The sequence below is a fragment of the Afipia felis ATCC 53690 genome, from assembly GCF_000314735.2.
GTDB classification, from domain to species: Bacteria; Pseudomonadota; Alphaproteobacteria; order Rhizobiales; family Xanthobacteraceae; genus Afipia; species Afipia felis.
Map to the genome: position 1 here is coordinate 3,009,264 of NZ_KB375270.1, position 17,051 is coordinate 3,026,314.

At 61.5% G+C, this 17,051-nt stretch carries 20 protein-coding genes; 9 read left to right on the top strand and 11 right to left on the bottom strand.

Features of this window, described 5'->3' with window-relative positions:
* Positions 1-202: 202 nt before the first annotated feature.
* Complete coding sequence (locus HMPREF9697_RS14265; RefSeq protein WP_040307967.1) at positions 203-442, bottom strand: hypothetical protein; 240 nt, start codon at positions 440-442, stop codon at positions 203-205.
* A gap of 125 nt (positions 443-567) precedes the next feature.
* On the opposite strand from HMPREF9697_RS14265, the gene HMPREF9697_RS14270 reads away from it, so the two are divergent.
* On the top strand, positions 568-945 hold the full coding sequence (locus HMPREF9697_RS14270; protein WP_002717943.1) for an MAPEG family protein: 378 nt from the start codon (positions 568-570) through the stop codon (positions 943-945).
* A gap of 7 nt (positions 946-952) precedes the next feature.
* On the opposite strand, the gene HMPREF9697_RS14275 is transcribed toward HMPREF9697_RS14270, so the two are convergent.
* Complete coding sequence (locus tag HMPREF9697_RS14275) at positions 953-1,432, bottom strand: MarR family winged helix-turn-helix transcriptional regulator (protein ID WP_002717944.1); 480 nt, start codon at positions 1,430-1,432, stop codon at positions 953-955.
* Between the two features lie 144 nt (positions 1,433-1,576).
* Between HMPREF9697_RS14275 and HMPREF9697_RS14280 the strand changes: the two genes are divergently transcribed.
* Both HMPREF9697_RS14280 and HMPREF9697_RS14285 read left to right on the top strand, forming a co-directional pair.
* A complete protein-coding gene (locus tag HMPREF9697_RS14280) occupies positions 1,577-1,996 on the top strand; it encodes an organic hydroperoxide resistance protein (RefSeq protein WP_002717945.1) in 420 nt (139 codons plus the stop codon).
* Positions 1,997-2,085: 89 nt separating this feature from the next.
* Positions 2,086-3,138: an alpha/beta fold hydrolase gene (locus HMPREF9697_RS14285; RefSeq protein ID WP_002717946.1), complete on the top strand. Its 1,053-nt coding sequence runs from the start codon at positions 2,086-2,088 to the stop codon at positions 3,136-3,138.
* A 76-nt stretch (positions 3,139-3,214) separates the two neighbouring features.
* On the opposite strand, the gene HMPREF9697_RS14290 is transcribed toward HMPREF9697_RS14285, so the two are convergent.
* From HMPREF9697_RS14290 to sdhC, 4 genes are all read right to left on the bottom strand, one after another.
* Complete coding sequence (locus HMPREF9697_RS14290) at positions 3,215-3,997, bottom strand: succinate dehydrogenase iron-sulfur subunit (protein ID WP_002717947.1); 783 nt, start codon at positions 3,995-3,997, stop codon at positions 3,215-3,217.
* Positions 3,998-4,076: 79 nt separating this feature from the next.
* Complete coding sequence (gene sdhA / locus HMPREF9697_RS14295; RefSeq protein ID WP_002717948.1) at positions 4,077-5,897, bottom strand: succinate dehydrogenase flavoprotein subunit; 1,821 nt, start codon at positions 5,895-5,897, stop codon at positions 4,077-4,079.
* A gap of 3 nt (positions 5,898-5,900) precedes the next feature.
* On the bottom strand, positions 5,901-6,308 hold the full coding sequence (gene sdhD / locus HMPREF9697_RS14300) for a succinate dehydrogenase, hydrophobic membrane anchor protein (protein WP_002717949.1): 408 nt from the start codon (positions 6,306-6,308) through the stop codon (positions 5,901-5,903).
* Positions 6,305-6,700 (bottom strand): succinate dehydrogenase, cytochrome b556 subunit, encoded by a 396-nt coding sequence (sdhC, locus tag HMPREF9697_RS14305; RefSeq protein ID WP_002717950.1) that lies wholly within the window; start codon positions 6,698-6,700, stop codon positions 6,305-6,307. The genes sdhD and sdhC overlap by 4 nt, the downstream gene beginning before the upstream one ends.
* A gap of 232 nt (positions 6,701-6,932) precedes the next feature.
* Between sdhC and HMPREF9697_RS14310 the strand changes: the two genes are divergently transcribed.
* Positions 6,933-7,235 carry a hypothetical protein gene (locus HMPREF9697_RS14310; protein WP_002717951.1) on the top strand — a complete coding sequence of 101 codons (303 nt, stop codon included), beginning with the start codon at positions 6,933-6,935 and terminating at the stop codon, positions 7,233-7,235.
* Between the two features lie 79 nt (positions 7,236-7,314).
* On the opposite strand, the gene HMPREF9697_RS14315 is transcribed toward HMPREF9697_RS14310, so the two are convergent.
* Both HMPREF9697_RS14315 and HMPREF9697_RS14320 read right to left on the bottom strand, forming a co-directional pair.
* Entirely contained in the window at positions 7,315-8,844 is a 1,530-nt protein-coding gene (locus HMPREF9697_RS14315) for a malonate--CoA ligase (protein WP_002717952.1), read from the bottom strand.
* 91 nt (positions 8,845-8,935) lie between these two features.
* A complete protein-coding gene (locus tag HMPREF9697_RS14320) occupies positions 8,936-10,132 on the bottom strand; it encodes a YbfB/YjiJ family MFS transporter (protein WP_002717953.1) in 1,197 nt (398 codons plus the stop codon).
* Positions 10,133-10,257: 125 nt separating this feature from the next.
* Between HMPREF9697_RS14320 and leuB the strand changes: the two genes are divergently transcribed.
* Complete coding sequence (leuB, locus tag HMPREF9697_RS14325) at positions 10,258-11,370, top strand: 3-isopropylmalate dehydrogenase (RefSeq protein ID WP_002717954.1); 1,113 nt, start codon at positions 10,258-10,260, stop codon at positions 11,368-11,370.
* 74 nt (positions 11,371-11,444) lie between these two features.
* Here the strand turns inward: leuB and HMPREF9697_RS14330 are convergent, their stop codons facing one another.
* A complete protein-coding gene (locus HMPREF9697_RS14330) occupies positions 11,445-11,813 on the bottom strand; it encodes a hypothetical protein (RefSeq protein WP_002717955.1) in 369 nt (122 codons plus the stop codon).
* A 299-nt stretch (positions 11,814-12,112) separates the two neighbouring features.
* On the opposite strand from HMPREF9697_RS14330, the gene HMPREF9697_RS14335 reads away from it, so the two are divergent.
* Positions 12,113-13,147, top strand: coding sequence for an aspartate-semialdehyde dehydrogenase (locus HMPREF9697_RS14335; RefSeq protein ID WP_002717956.1), 1,035 nt, complete (start codon positions 12,113-12,115; stop codon positions 13,145-13,147).
* Between the two features lie 72 nt (positions 13,148-13,219).
* Here the strand turns inward: HMPREF9697_RS14335 and HMPREF9697_RS14340 are convergent, their stop codons facing one another.
* Complete coding sequence (locus tag HMPREF9697_RS14340; RefSeq protein ID WP_002717957.1) at positions 13,220-13,909, bottom strand: carbonic anhydrase; 690 nt, start codon at positions 13,907-13,909, stop codon at positions 13,220-13,222.
* A gap of 115 nt (positions 13,910-14,024) precedes the next feature.
* Here HMPREF9697_RS14340 and HMPREF9697_RS14345 point away from each other — a divergent pair, with 115 nt between their 5' ends.
* Positions 14,025-14,915: an HpcH/HpaI aldolase/citrate lyase family protein gene (locus tag HMPREF9697_RS14345; protein WP_002717958.1), complete on the top strand. Its 891-nt coding sequence runs from the start codon at positions 14,025-14,027 to the stop codon at positions 14,913-14,915.
* Positions 14,916-14,977: 62 nt separating this feature from the next.
* Here the strand turns inward: HMPREF9697_RS14345 and leuD are convergent, their stop codons facing one another.
* On the bottom strand, positions 14,978-15,583 hold the full coding sequence (leuD, locus tag HMPREF9697_RS14350; RefSeq protein WP_002717959.1) for a 3-isopropylmalate dehydratase small subunit: 606 nt from the start codon (positions 15,581-15,583) through the stop codon (positions 14,978-14,980).
* A 696-nt stretch (positions 15,584-16,279) separates the two neighbouring features.
* Here leuD and HMPREF9697_RS14355 point away from each other — a divergent pair.
* Both HMPREF9697_RS14355 and HMPREF9697_RS14360 read left to right on the top strand, forming a co-directional pair.
* The gene (locus HMPREF9697_RS14355; protein WP_002717961.1) at positions 16,280-16,495 is read left to right on the top strand and encodes a hypothetical protein; all 216 of its coding nucleotides are present in this window, start codon (positions 16,280-16,282) and stop codon (positions 16,493-16,495) included.
* A 126-nt stretch (positions 16,496-16,621) separates the two neighbouring features.
* Positions 16,622-16,975, top strand: a complete 354-nt coding sequence (locus HMPREF9697_RS14360) for a hypothetical protein (protein ID WP_002717962.1) — start codon at positions 16,622-16,624, stop codon at positions 16,973-16,975.
* Positions 16,976-17,051 lie beyond the last annotated feature (76 nt).

Here is a 17,051-nt window from a genome sequence, read left to right on the forward strand (position 1 = left end):
ATCTGTTGAGGATGTGTCATGTCCGCAATGGACTGACAATGGTGAGGCGGGAGTGTGGCAGCATGCATCATCGTACTGATTATTTTGCGCGAAGTCGCGCATTGCATGCGGCGATATGAATGAGCGTTCATCGCACATCGTATTTTTGTAAAATGTATCGTCAGGATGAAGGATATTCGGCGGAGCAAAGGGCGAGGAGTTCTCAGTCGCTCGGCGGGGAAGGGCCCTGCGGCGTCTGCGGTCCGCGCACCGGAAATTCATCCGGCGTCTGTCCGGGCAATTCCTGCGGCACCTGTGGCGCATCCGGTTCATGCATCGGCGGCGGCACGTCGGGTTTGGGATTTCCCGGCGGCATTTCGCGTGGCGGTTCGGTCGGCGTGCCTGGCGTTGCAGGTGGTACTTCCGGCGGATCGCCCTGCGGCGTTTGCGGATCTGGTGCCAATTCGATCTCCTCGCGTATCGGACTAAAAGCAACAGCCACTGCCGCTGCATGTTCCGCGTCGACGCAGGCGATGAGTTGACTTTGCGTTCACCTGCCGACGAAATGCGGCGTCACAGGAGAAGACGATGCCGCTGGCTTATTGGTGTGTTCTGGTCGCTGCGCTGTTGCCGCTGTTCTGGGCGGGATATGCGAAGGCGGGGGGCACTGTCGACAATCATTGTCCCCGCGAGTCGACCAACGATCTGCCACCGAAGCATCGACGCGCTTATGCCGCGCACTACAATGCCTACGAGAATTTCCCGCTCTTCGCCGCCGCCGTCATCATTGCGATAACGCAGGGCGCTACGCTCTCCACCGTCAATGCGCTTGCGGTGATCTATGTACTGCTGCGCATCGTACACGGCGTGCTGTATGTCATCGATCAGCCGACCGCGCGTTCGATCGTCTACGGCCTCGCGCTGTTTACCAGCATCGCGATTTTCGTGTTGCCGGCGTTCGGCTAGCGCCGCCTCACGCCCGCCGGTTCTTTGCCACCTTGGCGAGATTGTCGCGGAGCGTGACGACCGCCTTCTGCAGTTTTCGGAAGTCTTCGGGCGGCAGGCCGGTCTCCTTGACGAGGTTCATGCACAGGCCCTTCTCGCGCAGGCGACGGCCTTCATTAGTGAGATGCACAATGACCTGGCGCTCGTCGGCGGGGTCGCGCTTGCGCTCCACATAGCCCAACTCCTCGAGCTTCTTGAGGATCGGCGTCAGTGTGTTGGATTCGAGAAACAGCTTTTCACCGAGGCCGCCCACGGTCTGATTGTCCTGCTCCCACAGCGCAACGATCGCGATGTACTGCGTGTAGGTGAGGCCGAGCTTCTCCAGGATCGGCTTGTAGGCTCGCCCGTAGGCGAGATTGGCTGAATAGACCGCGAAGCACAGGAAATCGTCGAGTCTCGGGGTGGGTCTGTCAGAAGAAGTCTTGCCGGCGCTGGTCTTGGTGGTCATCGCGAAGTTCCTCACACGGATGTGATATCTCGGACAGCATATATATCGGTTCCGATTAAATCGGAAGCGTTGACATCCGGGTATTTTGATATATTTAGATCGCATCCGATTGGATCGGTAGAGACATAATGAAAGGAACCCGCCATGACCACCCAGATCGAAAAAGTGCTCTACACCGCCAAGACCCACGCCACAGGCGGCCGCGACGGCGCGGCCCGTTCCTCCGATCGCCGCCTGGATGTGAAGCTGTCGCCTCCTGGCTCGGCCGGTCAGGGCACCAATCCGGAGCAATTGTTCGCCGCCGGCTGGTCGGCGTGCTTCATCGGCGCCATGGGCCGCGCCGCGAGCCTGCAGAAGGTCAAGCTCCCCGCCGACACGGCGGTGGATGCGGAGGTCGATCTCGGAACGGTAGGTGACGGCTTCCTTCTTCAGGCTCGTCTCAATGTCAGCCTGCCGGGGCTCGATCGCGATGTCGCCGAAGCGGTAGTGAACGCCGCCCACCAGATCTGCCCGTACTCGAAAATGTCACGTGGCAACATCAACGTCGAACTGAATGTGCTCTGAGCCGCCGCGGCGAACGATCCGTGCCGCCTATGTCAGTGCGGATCGTTCGCGGCGCCCTCAACGTTACGTTGCAAACCCGGGAAACAGCCATGTCCGATCTTCTCAATGCGAACCGCCGCAATTTTCTTCAGCTCGCCTCGACCGGCGCCGCCGCATTGACGGCCGCCGGGTTCGGTTTGCTGCAATCCGCCCGCGCGCAGAGCGCAGGCGCGCCGAGTCCCGCGACGCAATCGAACAGCGCAGCCGTGCTTGCGCCGGTCCGGCAGATCAAGGCCGGTGTGTTGAACATCGGTTATTATGAAACCGGTCCCGCCGATGGCCCCGTGGTATTTCTGTTGCACGGTTGGCCGTACGACATTCACAGCTACGTCGATGTTGCGCCGATGCTCGTCGCGAAGGGTTATCGCGTTATCGTCCCGCATGCCCGCGGCTACGGCACGACGCAATTTCTTTCCGCCGATACGCTGCGCAACGGCGAACCGGCCGCGCTCGCGGTAGACATGATCAACCTGATGGATGCGCTCAGGATCGAGAAGGCGCTGATCGCGGGTTACGATTGGGGCGGCCGCACGGCAGGCATTCTCGCGGCGCTCTGGCCAGAACGCGTCAAGGCGCTGGTAGCGGTCTCCGGTTATCTCATCGGAAGCCGTGCGGCGAACGAGAAGCCACTGCCGCCGAAAGCCGAACTGGCATGGTGGTATCAGTTTTACTTCGCGACCGAGCGCGGCCGTCTCGGCTACAGCGAGAACACCCATGAGTTTGCAAAGCTGATCTGGCAGCTCGCTTCGCCCAAGTGGCAATTCGACGACGTGACCTTCGCGCGCTCGGCCAAATCGCTCGACAATCCCGATCATGTCGCGGTCTCGATCCACAACTACCGCTGGCGGCTAGGCCTTGCCGAAGGCGAGGTGAAGTATGACGCCATCGAGCAGCGGCTCGAGCAGCTTCCGGCCATCAGCGTGCCGACCATCACGATGGAGGGCGATGCCAATGGCGCGCCGCATCCCTCGCCGGATTCCTACGCGAAGAAATTCATCGGGAAGTATCAGCACCGGCTCATCACCGGCGGCATCGGGCACAACCTGCCGCAGGAAGCACCGCAGGCTTTCGCCCAAGCGGTGATTGACGTTGATAAGTTCTGATCGTCTGTAGAGAACCCGAAATCAAAAGCCTGCCGTGTTCAGCGGCAGGCTTTTGATGCGAGAGAGTTGCGCTTGCTTACACCTGGCGCTCGACCAGCTTCGCCTTGAGATCGGCGATGGCCTTCGAGGGGTTCAATCCCTTCGGGCAGGCCTTGGCGCAGTTCATGATGGTGTGGCAGCGATAGAGCCGGAACGGATCTTCCAGATTGTCGAGGCGTTCGCCGGTGGCCTCGTCGCGGGAATCCTTCACCCAGCGATCGGCTGCAAGGAGCGCGGCCGGACCGAGGAAGCGGTCGCTGTTCCACCAATAGCTCGGGCACGAGGTCGAGCAGCAGGCGCACAGAATGCACTCGTAAAGTCCGTCGAGCTTGCTGCGCTCCTCGATCGACTGCCGCCATTCTTTCTGCGGCGTCGCGGTGGAGGTGTGCAGCCAGGGTTCGATCGATGCATATTGTGCGTAGAAATTGGTGAGGTCTGGCACCAGATCCTTCACCACCGGCTGATGCGGCAACGGACGGACGGTGATCGGGCCGCTCTCGACTTCGCTCATCGCACGGGTGCAGGCGAGGGTGTTCTGTCCGTCGATGTTCATCGCGCAGGAGCCGCAGACGCCCTCGCGGCAAGAGCGGCGGAAGGTCAGCGTCGGGTCGACGTGGTTCTTGATCCAGATCAGCCCGTCGAGAATCATCGGGCCGCAATCGGCGGTGTTGACGTAATAGGTGTCCATCCGCGGGTTTTGGCCGTCGTCCGGCGACCAGCGGTAGATGTGATATTCGCGCGTCTCGGTGGCGCCTTCCGGCTTCGGCCAGCTCTTGCCGCCCGTGACGGTGGAGTTTTTCGGCAGCGCGAATTCAACCATGACGTAAAGCCTCTGTTCTTGTCGTTCCGGGCATAGACCGTCTCAGACGGTCGTAAACGCCCTTTCGCCCGGCAATTGCTCAGTACACGCGCGCCTTCGGCGGAATGTACTGAATGTCGTTGGTCATCGTGTAGCTGTGCACCGGGCGGTAATCGATCGTGGTGTTGGCCTTGGTGTCGATCCACGCCAGCGTGTGCTTCATCCAGTTCTTGTCGTCGCGCTCGGAGAAGTCCTCCCGCGCATGCGCGCCGCGGCTCTCGGTGCGGTTGACGGCGGAATCCATCGTTACAACCGCCTGCACGATGAGGTTGTCGAACTCGAGCGTCTCGATCAGGTCGGAATTCCAGACCAGCGAGCGGTCGGTGACGCCGATATCGGTGAGGCCGCCATGAACCTTGTGGATCAGGTCCTTGCCTTCGTTGAGCACTTCGCCGGTGCGGAACACGGCGCAGTTATTCTGCATCACGCGCTGCATCGAATCGCGCAGCTTCGCGGTCGGCGTGCCCCCGGAGGCGTTGCGGAAATGGTCGAGACGAGAGAGCGCCATGTCGGCGGAATTGGCGGGCAGTTCCGGCTGCTTGCCGTTCGGCGTCAGTTTTTCGGCGCAGCGCAGTGCCGCCGCGCGGCCGAACACCACGAGGTCGATCAGCGAGTTCGAGCCGAGGCGGTTGGCGCCATGCACCGACACGCAGGCGGCTTCGCCGACCGCCATCAGGCCGGGGACCACCGCGTCGTCGTCGCCATGCTTCTTCACCACCACTTCGCCGTGGAAGTTGGTCGGGATGCCGCCCATGTTGTAGTGCACGGTCGGCAGCACCGGGATCGGCTCGCGGGTGACGTCGACGCCGGCAAAAATCTTCGCGGATTCCGAGATGCCTGGCAGGCGCTGATGCAGCACGGCGGGATCGAGGTGGTCGAGATGAAGGAAGATGTGATCCTTCTTCTTGCCGACGCCGCGTCCCTCGCGGATTTCGATGGTCATTGCGCGTGAGACGACGTCGCGCGATGCAAGATCCTTGGCGGAGGGCGCATAGCGCTCCATGAAGCGTTCGCCTTCGGCATTGACGAGATAACCGCCTTCGCCACGCGCACCTTCGGTAATGAGGCAACCCGCCGGGAAGATGCCGGTCGGATGGAATTGCACGAACTCCATGTCCTGCAGCGGCAGGCCTGCGCGCAGCGCCATGCCGCCGCCGTCGCCGGTGCAGGTATGGGCCGAGGTGCAGGACTGGTACGCACGGCCGTAACCGCCGGTGGCGAGGATCGTGGTCTGGGCGCGGAAGCGATGCAGCGTGCCGTCATCGAGCTTGAGCGCGATCACGCCGCGGCAGACGCCCTGATCGTCCATGATGAGATCGATGGCGAAGAATTCGATGAAGAACTCGGCCGAATGGCGCACCGCCTGGCCGTACATCGTGTGCAGCATGGCGTGGCCGGTGCGGTCGGCGGCGGCGCAGGTGCGCTGCGCCTGGCCCTTGCCGAAGTCGCGGGTCATGCCGCCGAACGGACGCTGGAAGATTTTGCCGTCCTCGGTGCGCGAGAACGGCACGCCCCAATGTTCGAGCTCATAGACGGCGGCTGGCGCGTTGCGCACCATGTATTCGATGGAATCCTGGTCGCCGAGCCAGTCCGATCCCTTCACGGTGTCGTACATGTGCCAGCGCCAGTCGTCGGGATGCATGTTGCCGAGCGAGGCGGAGATGCCGCCCTGCGCCGCGACCGTGTGCGAGCGGGTCGGAAACACCTTGGTGATGCAGGCGGTGCGAAGACCGGCTTCCGAACAGCCGACCACGGCGCGCAATCCAGCGCCGCCCGCGCCGACCACCACCACGTCGTAGGTGTGATCCTCGATCGGATAGGCCGAGCCTGCGGCCGCGGCCGTCTTGCCGCTTGCTGTCATGATTTAACTCCCGACCGAGAGCTTGAAGATCGCGAAGATCGATGCAAGCCCGACGGCGAACGAAAAGAAATTGTTGGCGATGATGGCGAGTATCTTGATCGCCTCGCTGTGCACGTAGTCTTCGATCACGATCTGCACGCCGATCTTCATGTGCAGGCAGCCCGCGATGATGAAGAGGGTCAGCAGGATCGCGACGATCGGCGACCCGAGAAGCTGGGCTGCGGCGGCCTGATCGCGTCCCGTCAGCATAACGACGATGATGGCGACCGGCACGATCAAGAGCGCCATTGCGATCGCAGTGACGCGCTGGCGGAAAAAATCCTTGGTGCCGGAATGGGCGGCACCGAGACGTCGTACGCGCGCCAGCGGCGTGCGCATGGATACGTTTTTTGCGGTGTCGCGCGCGCTCATCGGCCGGCTCCGATCATATAAAAGCCGATCCACAATGCTGCGGTGGCGACGATGCCGGCGACGAGAGCCGCCTGGGTCAGACGTTCACGGGCCTCCACGCCGAAGCCGTGGCCTGTATCCCAGACGAGATAACGCAGCCCGCTGAAGGCGTGGTGCAGCAGCGCCCAGGTGAAGCCGATCTCAACCAGGCGGCCGATCCAGCTTGTGGTGAAGGTCTGCAGGCAGGCATAGGCGGCAGGACCAGAGGCGGTGGCGATCAGCCACCAGGCCATCAACAGCGTGCCGGCATAAAGCCCGATGCCGGTGACGCGGTGGATGATCGACATGATCATCGTCAGCGTCCACCGATAGGTCATGAAGGGGGAGAGCGGGCGATCTGTCTGTGCGGCCATCGGCGACTTTTCGAAAAATGCGGCGAAGGAATTTCTTCGCGCCCGAGGGTTAGAGATTTTCTATTTACGGACAGGACAGAATGAGTGCAATGCGAAACTATGATAATTGAGAATATTGATTCATTTTTTAGTTGTGCCGACCGTTTGTGTATTTAGTATGCCAGCGTAAATGTTCACAATATAAAATGGCCGCTTGTTCACTCCTTGAAAGAGCCGCCTATCGGGGAATTGGATGGTTTGCACCGTCGCCATTCCCTCGCTAACCTGCGACAAACTAACGCAGATGACGCTCATGCCCTTACCTGAAATCCAGCCACGCAAAGACGCCGGTCCGGTGCGGTCCGGTCCTCGCAAGGGCGAGACAAATGCCCCTTTCATGGGCGTTTTCGGCTTCTCGGTCCTCGGGTTGCTGCTGTGCTGCATTCTCGGCAGGTTGCCGATCTCCCGGGATTTTCTGTCGACGAAGATTCTTTTGATCTTCATGGCCGCGCCGGTTGCCGCGTGGCTCGGTTTTTCGCTCGGCGGCGGCGAGTAGCCGGCATCATTGCAAGGCCTTCGAGTTCCGCAGATCGGGCATGCCCTGCCTGCGGAACTCGATCGCCGACCAAGCGCCGCTATTTCGAGTGGGCGTAAAGCTTTGCGTATTTGTCGCGCAGAATGTTCTTCTGCACTTTGCCCATCGTGTTGCGCGGCAATTCGTCGATGAACAGAACGCGCTTGGGCAACTTGAATTTCGCGAGTCGGCCGTCGAGCGCGTGCAGCACGGCGGCCTCGTCCAGGCTGATCTTCTTGTCGGGGACCACCACGGCTGTGACGCCTTCGCCGAAATCGGCATGCGGCACGCCGATCACCGCGCTTTCGATCACGCCGGGAATGGCGTCGATCTCGCTCTCGATCTCCTTCGGGTAGACATTGAAGCCACCTGAGATGACGAGGTCCTTGCCGCGTCCGATGATGTGGACGTAGCCGCGCTGATCGATCTTGCCGAGGTCACCGGTGATGAAGAAGCCGTCGCGGAATTCCGCCTTGGTTTTCTCCGGCATCCGCCAGTACCCCTGGAAGACGTTCGGGCCTTTCACCTCCAGCATGCCGATCTCGTCGCGCGGCAGTTCGCGGCCTGTCTCGGGATCGGTAACGCGCATGGTGACTCCCGGCAGAGGGAAGCCGACCGCGCCCGGCACGCGCTCGCCATCATACGGGTTCGAGGTGTTCATGTTGGTTTCGGTCATGCCGTAGCGTTCCAGTACGGCGTGGCCAGTGCGTGCCGACCATTCACGATGGGTTTCGGCGAGAAGCGGCGCGGAGCCGGAAATAAACAGCCGCATGTGCGAGGCGGCTTCTTTCGTCAGGCGCTGATTCTGCAGCAGTCGGACGTAGAAAGTCGGCACGCCCATCAGCACGGTCGCGCGCGGCATCAGGTCGATGATGCGGTCGGTGTCGAGCTTCTTCAGGAAGATCATCGTCGCGCGCGAGAACAGGCAGGTGTTGATCGCTACGAACAGGCCGTGGGTATGATAGATCGGCAGCGCGTGGATCAGCACGTCCTTATCGGTGAAGTGCCAGTACTTCATTAGCGTCAACGCATTTGACGCCAGATTGTCGTGTGACAGCATCGCTCCCTTGGAGCGGCCGGTGGTGCCGGAGGTGTAGAGGATCGCGGCAAGATCGTTTCCCGCGCGCGCGACGGTCTTGAAATCCGGCGAGGCGTTCACAGCGCCATCCTTGAGCGAGCCATGCCCGTCGGCGTCGAGCGTGTCGACGTTGGCGTTGATTGTCTGCGCAATTTTGCGGATTCCTTCCGCTTTCGAAGGATCGCAGACGATCAGTGACGGCTCAGCATCGCCGAAGAAATATTCAAGCTCGTTCAGCGTATAGGCGGTGTTCAACGGCAGAAACGCAGCGCCCGCACGGATCGTCGCGAGATAGAGGACCAGCGCCGCAAGTGATTTTTCAACCTGAGCGGCGACGCGGTCTCCCGGCTTGACGCCCTGCGCCACAAGATAATTGGCGGTGCGCGCCGTGAATTCTTCCAGCTCGCCGTATGACACCTCGCGGCCATCTTCGGTTTCGACCGCTGTCTTGAGAGGCTCCTTCAATCCCTCGAACAGGCGGGCGTAGAGATTGGCGTTGGCGGATGCGGTCATGGTGAAGATCCGAAAGACAAATGAGAATTCGGCTTTACCAAAGCCGCGCTGCACAATGCAATGCAGACCATCGCATGGATTCTGGTGTCGTTTAGCGCGCCTCGCCGCGACTGAAAGGCAGCGCGCGCTGGAAGAGGCTGATCACGACACCGAGCGCCAGCGCGGCTGCGGAGACCGCGAGTGCCGACGACAGAGTCCCGGTGAGATCGCTGATAACGCCGGTGACGAGTGGGCCGAGAATCTGTCCGAGGCTGAAGATGATGGTGATGATCGCGATCACGCGCGGCCAAGCCTGTTCGGGATAGTTGAACCGCGTGAAGGCGGTGGTCGCAATCGTGGTGGCGAGAAATCCGTTGCCGAAGACAACAGCCGACAGCGCGTAGATCCACGGCGATGATCCTGCAAGCGGAAGCGCCGCGCCGATCGTGGTGAGCCCGATCATCAGGGCCATGGCGAAGCCACTCTGTCCGCGCGCCATCAGGCCGCGCCAAATCCACGGCGCGCTGATGCCACCGAGCCCGATCAGGCACCAGAACGCGCTTTGTGCCGCCGCGCCGCCGCCATTGTCGCGGATATAGGCGATCATGAAGGTCAAATAGGCGATATAGCCTGCGCCATAGAGGAAATAGCCCGCGAGATACGGCAGGATCGGTTTGATCGAGGAATCCTGCTGGCTAGTGCCGACGCTGACCGGATGCAGGCGGACACGCAGCAGCGGCACGGCCAGCGCCGCCGAAATCGCGGTGAGAACGATCCACACGATCCACCACGAGCCGCGCCCGAATTCTTGCAGCAGGAACGGCGAAATCGCCCCCGAAATGATCAGGCCCATCGCTGGGCCGTAATAGAACAACCCGATCAGCAGCGCCGCGCGCCGTGGATGCATCTGTGCGATGGACGCGGCGAGCGCGCCGCCGCAGATCAGCACAAACGCGCCGCCGATGCCGGATAGGATCCGGGCAAAACCGAAAGGCACGGGGGCGCCGGAGACGGAGCTGATCGCGAGCGAGACGAGGCACATTACGATGCCGAGATGGATGGTTTTCAGCAGGCCGATCCGCTTCGCCACCGGCGCGGCCAGCAGCGCGCCCGCGAGATAGCCGGCAGCGTTGACGGTATTCATCGCTCCGGCTGTGGCGTAGGACCAGCCCAGCGTGTCACGCATATCTGGCAGGACCAGCGAATAGGCGAAACGGCAGATGCCGAGGCCGATGGTGGGGCCGATAGCCAGCGTGAGAACCGCCAAGGCCGGGCGGGCGTCGGCGATCGTGGGAGCGCGCGAGGTCATGCAAATCGCTCAGAGAGCCCTGCAAATGCGGGTGTTTGGCCGATGCGGCTTGCAAAACATGCAGGGGGAATCTAGCAAAGCCGCGACTTTCCATACCCGGCAACCAGCGACAGGACAATTCTACTATGGCACCGCACAAATTATTGCTTCTCCCCGGCGACGGCATCGGCCCCGAGGTGATGGGAGAGGTGAAGCGCCTGATCGACTGGCTGAACGCGCAGGGCATCGCCAGCTTCGAGACCGAAACCGGTCTGGTCGGCGGCTGTGCCTATGATGCAGACAAGGTCGCGATCACCGACGCCACGGTGGCGAAGGCGAAGGCGGCGGATGCCATCCTGCTCGGCGCGGTCGGTGGCCCGAAATGGGATGGCGTGCCGTTCGATGTGCGCCCCGAGGCGGGCCTGCTGCGGCTGCGCAAGGACCTCGAACTGTTCGCCAACCTGCGCCCCGCGATCTGCTACCCGGCGCTCGCCGATTCATCGAGCCTGAAGCGCGAGATCGTCGAGGGTCTCGATATCATGATCGTGCGCGAGCTGACCGGCGGCGTCTATTTCGGCGAGCCGAAGGAAATCACCGATCTCGGCGGCGGCAAGAAGCGCGCGGTCGATACGCAGGTTTACGAGACCTATGAGATCGAGCGTATCGCGGCTGTCGCCTTCGACCTCGCGCGCAAGCGTCAGAATAAAGTGACGTCGATGGAGAAGCGCAACGTCATGAAGAGCGGCCTGCTCTGGAACGAGGTCGTGACCCGTGTGCATGCCGAGAAGTACAAGGACGTGCAGCTTGAGCATCAGCTTGCCGATTCCGGCGGCATGCAGCTTGTGCGCAATCCCAAGCAGTTCGACGTCATCGTCACCGACAACCTGTTCGGCGACGTGCTGTCCGACATCGCCGCGATGCTGACCGGCTCGCTCGGCATGCTGCCCTCGGCCTCGCTCGGCGCGACCGACGCAAAGACCGGCAAGCGCAAGGCGCTGTATGAGCCGGTGCACGGTTCTGCGCCAGACATTGCCGGCAAGGGCCTCGCCAATCCGCTGGCGATGCTGGCCTCGTTCGGCATGGCGCTGCGCTATTCGTTCGATATGGGCCAACTCGCCGACACCATCGACAAGGCGATCGCCAACGTGCTCGACAAGGGCATCCGCACCGGCGACATCGCGACCGGCGGCGCGAAGGGCGTCTCCACCTCGCAGATGGGCGAGGCGGTGCTGAAGGAAGTGCAGGCGCTGCACGGCTGATCGCCGAGCGCCATTCCGAAAATAAAAAATGCCCGGCGCGAGCCGGGCATTTTTGATTCAGGCGGGACGTTCGATCAGTACAGCGGGAACGCTGTCGGATAGCCACCGAGATCGTAATTGTCGCTCAGCGGATTGCGGCCCATGTTGGTGCGGTCGATGGTGCGGCCGTAGTGATAGCCGGGCGCCAGCGCGTAGTCGGTGAACTTGCGGTCGCCGGGCAACACCTCGGTGCCACCATCGAGCCAGGAGCGGCGAGAGATGAAAACGCGGGTGCGCGGGCCGGAGCGGTAGGAATAATTGACGCCGCCGCCATCGCGCGCGACCACCGTCTGCCGCTTCTTGGGCGCGGCATTCGCATCGCTGACGCCAAACCCCAATGCGGCCACCGTCACTGTCGCTAGCGCGGCCGCCATGACGTTGGTGCGCAACATTTTCAAAACCATCGTGCCCTCGCGAATTCCTGAGTGGAGGACAATTTACCTGTTCCGGGGGCGCCGCCACAAGGTGAATTGGGCCACAGTCGGGCTGAATAACGGTCCAAGGTGCTGAAATGTTTCAAAAGCCCGGCATTTTATCGATTGGTCGCCTATATGAGGGGCGAGGCAACGCCCGTCGGTCCCTCCGGCCCCGGTTGCCGGGCCCGAAGAGGCAGTTGGCGTTGTCTTGATGGTATTTTTCGCATAGAAGCGCGGCGTCTCGCTCCGCACATCCTGTGGGCGAAGCACTGCTTTGGAGAACTAAAATGGGTTTCAAGGTCGCCTGCGTGGGAGCTACCGGCAATGTGGGCCGGGAAATGCTCAACATCCTGGACGAGCGCGCCTTTCCGGCCGACGAAGTCGTCGCGCTGGCGTCTCGCCGCAGCCAGGGTACGGAAGTATCGTTCGGCGACCGCACCCTGAAAGTCAAAGCTCTCGAAAACTATGATTTCAGCGACGTCGATATCTGCCTGATGTCGGCGGGTGGCGACGTGTCGAAGGAGTGGTCGCCGAAGATCGCAGCGCAAGGCACGGTGGTGATCGATAACTCCTCGGCCTGGCGCATGGATCCCGACGTGCCGCTGATCGTGCCGGAAGTGAACGCCGATGCAGCAGCAGGCTTCACCAAGAAGGGCATCATCGCCAATCCGAACTGCTCGACCGCGCAGCTCGTGGTCGCCTTGAAGCCGCTGCACGATGCCGCGACCATCAAGCGCGTCGTGGTCTCGACCTACCAGTCGGTGTCGGGCGCGGGCAAGGACGCGATGGACGAATTGTTCTCGCAGACGAAGTCGGTCTACACCAACGACGATCTGGTGGCGAAGAAGTTTCCGAAGCGCATCGCCTTCAACCTGATTCCGCAGATCGACGTCTTCATGGAGGACGGCTACACCAAGGAAGAGTGGAAGATGATGATGGAGACCAAGAAGATTCTTGATCCCAAAATCGTCCTGACCGCGACCTGCGTGCGCGTCCCGGTGTTCATCAGTCATTCCGAAGCCGTCAACGTCGAGTTCGAGAAGTCGATCTCGGCGGATGAAGCGCGCGAGATTCTGCGCAAGGCGCCGGGCTGCCTCGTCATCGACAAGCGCGAGCCGGGCGGCTACGCCACGCCTTACGAGGCGGCGGGCGAGGACGCGACCTACATCAGCCGCATCCGCGAGGACGCGACAGTGGAGAACGGTCTGGCGTTCTGGTGCGTGTCGGACAATCTGCGCAAGGGTGCGGCGCTGAACGCGATCCAGATCGCCGAAGTGCTCGTCAACCGCAAGCTGCTGCAGCCCAAGAAAAAGGCTGCTTAAAAGGCGGCCTGATTAGCCGCCTTTGTCATCGTGTTGAAACAAGCCGCCTTCGGGCGGCTTGTTTTTTGAAGCTTAGTTTGAAGTTGAATGCGGGCGTGCGCTCTCATATCCGAGAGGCAACGTCTGGGTGACGGCCTGGAATTCGCCGGTCGTGCGGTCAAGGATCGACAGCGATCCATGTGCGACACCGAAATAGGCGCCGTGAAGCTGGATCTTGCCGCGCTCGACCTGAATGCGGATGCAGGGAAACGTCATCAGGTTGTCGAGGCTGGTCGAGACCGCTTTCTTCTCGATGCGTGTGACGTAATCGTGCTGGGATTCGCCGGGCTTACGAGGCTCGCCGTCGAGCGCCGGAGACAGCAGCGACATCCACTTGCCGATGAAATCGCCCGGCGACAGCGGCGCGGAAGGTTCCACCAGCGCCTTGATGCCTCCGCATTGCGCGTGGCCGAGCACCACGATGTGCTTGACCTTCAGCACCTGCACCGCGAATTCCAGTGCGGATGAGACGCCATGCGCCTCGCCGTCCGGCGCGTAGGGCGGTACCAAATTCGCGACGTTGCGGACGACGAACAATTCGCCCGGCCCCGCGTCGAAGATCACTTCGGGAGACACGCGCGAGTCGCAACAGCCGATCACCATGACTTCCGGCGACTGGCCGATGTCGGACAATTCGTGGTAGCGCGACTGCTCTGTCGGAAGGCGATGGGCCGCAAAGGTGCGGTAGCCGGAAATCAACTGTTTTGGAAATCTCTCGGGCATGGTCACTCTCGCGTTATTTCCATTGGCTAACCACGATCCCTCCCACGGGGCAAGGCTTTCCTCCCTACATTACCGGTGATACGCCTCTCGAAGTCATGTCTCTGGAGCAATGCCGATGATCCGCCCGCTCCGCAGCGTTCTGTTCATGCCGGGTTCGAACGCGCGCGCATTGGAGAAGGCCCGCAGCCTTCCTGCCGACGGTATTATTTTCGATCTCGAGGATTCGGTTGCGCCTGAGGAAAAGCCGAACGCACGAACGCAGATCGCGCAGGCAATGTCGCAGGGCGGCTTCGGTGGGCGCGAGCTTGTCATCCGCACCAATGCGCCTGCATCTCCTTTTTGGCAGGACGACAGCGCGCTGGCGGCGCAGGCGCGCCCGGACGCCATTCTGGTTCCGAAGATCGCAGGGCCTGAGGATGTCGCGGCGATCTGCGCGCGACTGGACCAATTGGGGGCTAATCCTGCGATCAAGCTGTGGGTGATGATCGAGACGCCGCTCGCGGTGTTGCAGATTGCCGGGATCGCGGCCTGCGCGCGCGAGAAGGGTGCGCGGCTTGCCGCGTTCGTGATCGGTCCGAACGACATTTCGCTCGACACCCGCATCCGCATGAAGCCGGGGCGTGTCGAGATGGTGCCGCTGTTTCTCGATTGCGTCGTCGCCGCGCGCAGCTACGGCATTGAGGTTCTCGACGGACCTTACAGCGATTTCAGCGATGCAGCGGGTTTTGCGGCCGAATGCGAGCAAGCACGCGATCTCGGTTTCGACGGCAAGACGCTGATCCATCCGGCGCAGATCGAGATCGCCAATCGCGTTTTTCGGCCGGCGGATGACGAACTCGCCGAAGCACGCGGCATCATTGCCGCATTCGAGCAGTCTGAGGCTACCGGCAAGGGCGCGATCCGTTACGAGGGACGGATGGTCGAGCGGCTTCACGCCGAGATGGCGCGCCGTACGCTCGCGATGGCGGATGCGATCGGGAAAATGGAGCAGGCGGCAAAAACCTGAAGCCGCCCGGTTTTTATCGTGATGCGAGATTTGACGGCGGCAGGGCCGCTGTCATTGTGATCTCACAGCCAGGGACGTGCGATCTTCTCGCGGGCTTCGAAGCTGTCGATTGAAGCCTTCTTCTGCATCGTTAGGCCGATGTCGTCGAGGCCGTTGAGCAGGCAGTGCTTGCGGAACGGGTCGATCTCGAAATTGATGACCCCGCCGTCCGGGCCACGAATTTCCTGCTTCTCGAGATCGATGGTCAGCGTGGCATTGGCGCCGCGCTCGGCGTCGTCGAACAGCTTGTCGAGTTGCTCGTGGGTGACGCGGATCGGCAGCAGGCCGTTCTTGAACGCGTTGTTGTAGAAGATATCGCCGAACGAGGTCGAGATCACACAGCGGATGCCGAAATCAGCAAGTGCCCAAGGTGCGTGTTCGCGGCTCGATCCGCAGCCGAAATTGTCGCCTGCGACCAGGACCTGGGCGTGGCGGTAAGCCGGCTTGTTCAGCACGAAATCCGGATTTTCGCTGCCGTCGTCATTGTAGCGTTGCTCCGAGAACAGGCCCTTGCCGAGCCCGGTCCGTTTGATGGTCTTCAGGTACTGCTTCGGGATAATCATGTCGGTGTCGACATTGATGATCTTCAGCGGCGCCGCGACGCTGCTCACAACCGTGAATTTTTCCATCGTCTCAATCCGTTGGGACCTGCGGAGGCAGGCCAATTTGGAACGGTTCTTATCGTGAATGACGGATTTGGCAAAGGCCCATTGAACGCATGGCCGAATGCGGTGGGCGAAGGTTATTGACGCGGGAAGGCCGATCGGAGAGTTTTCGGGCTTCTCGAGGGGGCAGGCGGATGGTGCGGCATTCATTGTTAGGCATGGTGGGAGCGGTTTTGCTGGTGGCGCTGTCACCCGGTACCCAAGCGTCTGCCGAGCCTGCCGGTGCCGTCCAGTCCCATGCCGCGGTTGCGCCTGCAGAGGCGTCTACTGGAGCAAGGGCAGAGGAATTTTCCGCGCAGAGCCGGGAGCGCCGCCGCCGGCGGCCGCCCCGGGTTCATATCTATACGCCGCGCGGGCCGGGACCGAATTCCGTTCGGATTTGCCATTCTCATTACGAGTACGAGCATCGTCCCAGCGGGACAGTGATCGTGCCGCGTGAAAACTGTTACTGGCAGGGTTGAAGCTGTCGCGCATCGCCGAGTGCTTGCTTCGCATCGATGCCACTCTGTGGCCTTGATTCATTCAGCATAAATTCACCGTCTCGCTTTCAGGCTGACCAATGTCCCTCATCGGGAACCCTCGTGGCTCACGCGGGTTGTAAAGCGTTGGATTGCAGCCGTCGGATGACGGCTGTTTCATTGGTCATAGGAGAGCTTGAGGATGAAGAAACTTCTCGGACTTCTCGCAGTCGCGGGTCTGATGTTTGTTGTGACTCCGTCACAGCAGGCGAATGCGATGTCGCTTGCGGCACCTGGCACGGCTGCGGCCGCCGATCATGCTGCCGTCGGTACGACGGAAGTCCGCTATCGCCGTCATTGGCATCCGCGCCGTCACTGGCATCCTCATCGTCGCCACTGGCATCATCGCCGTTGGTGATCTCCAACGGATCAACGAGCAGGCCCTTCGCGGGGCCTGTTTTCGTTTGGAACGATTGGAATCGGCGCCGGCGCGGAACATGATATGGCTAGGCCGGGGCCCTGAGACAGATCGAAGGAGGATTTGATGAAATTCAATCTTCAGACATTGCTCGCTGCCGCAGCGATGATGTTTGGTGCCGCTCTGGTGATGCCGGCGGCGCAGGCCGCCACGCAGCAGCCGCAAGCGGCCTCGCAGCAGGCGCATCACGCCAAGCAAACGATGACCGATGTGAGCGCCCGGCGTTACCGCCGTCACTATCGTCCGCGCGTGTATTATCGCCCGTACTATCGGCCGTATTACCGTCCCTACTATTACGGGCCTAGCTATTACCGGCCATACGGCTATTACCGGCCGTATTATCGTCCCTACGGTTATTATTACGGCGGACCGGCCTATTACGGTTGGGGTCGCGGCATTGGATTCAGTTTCGGGTTCTGAAGACAGTAGTGGAAAGAGCAAAGCAAAACGGGCGCTTTTCAGCGCCCGTTTTTTATTGGGGTCATTCCCGGCGAAG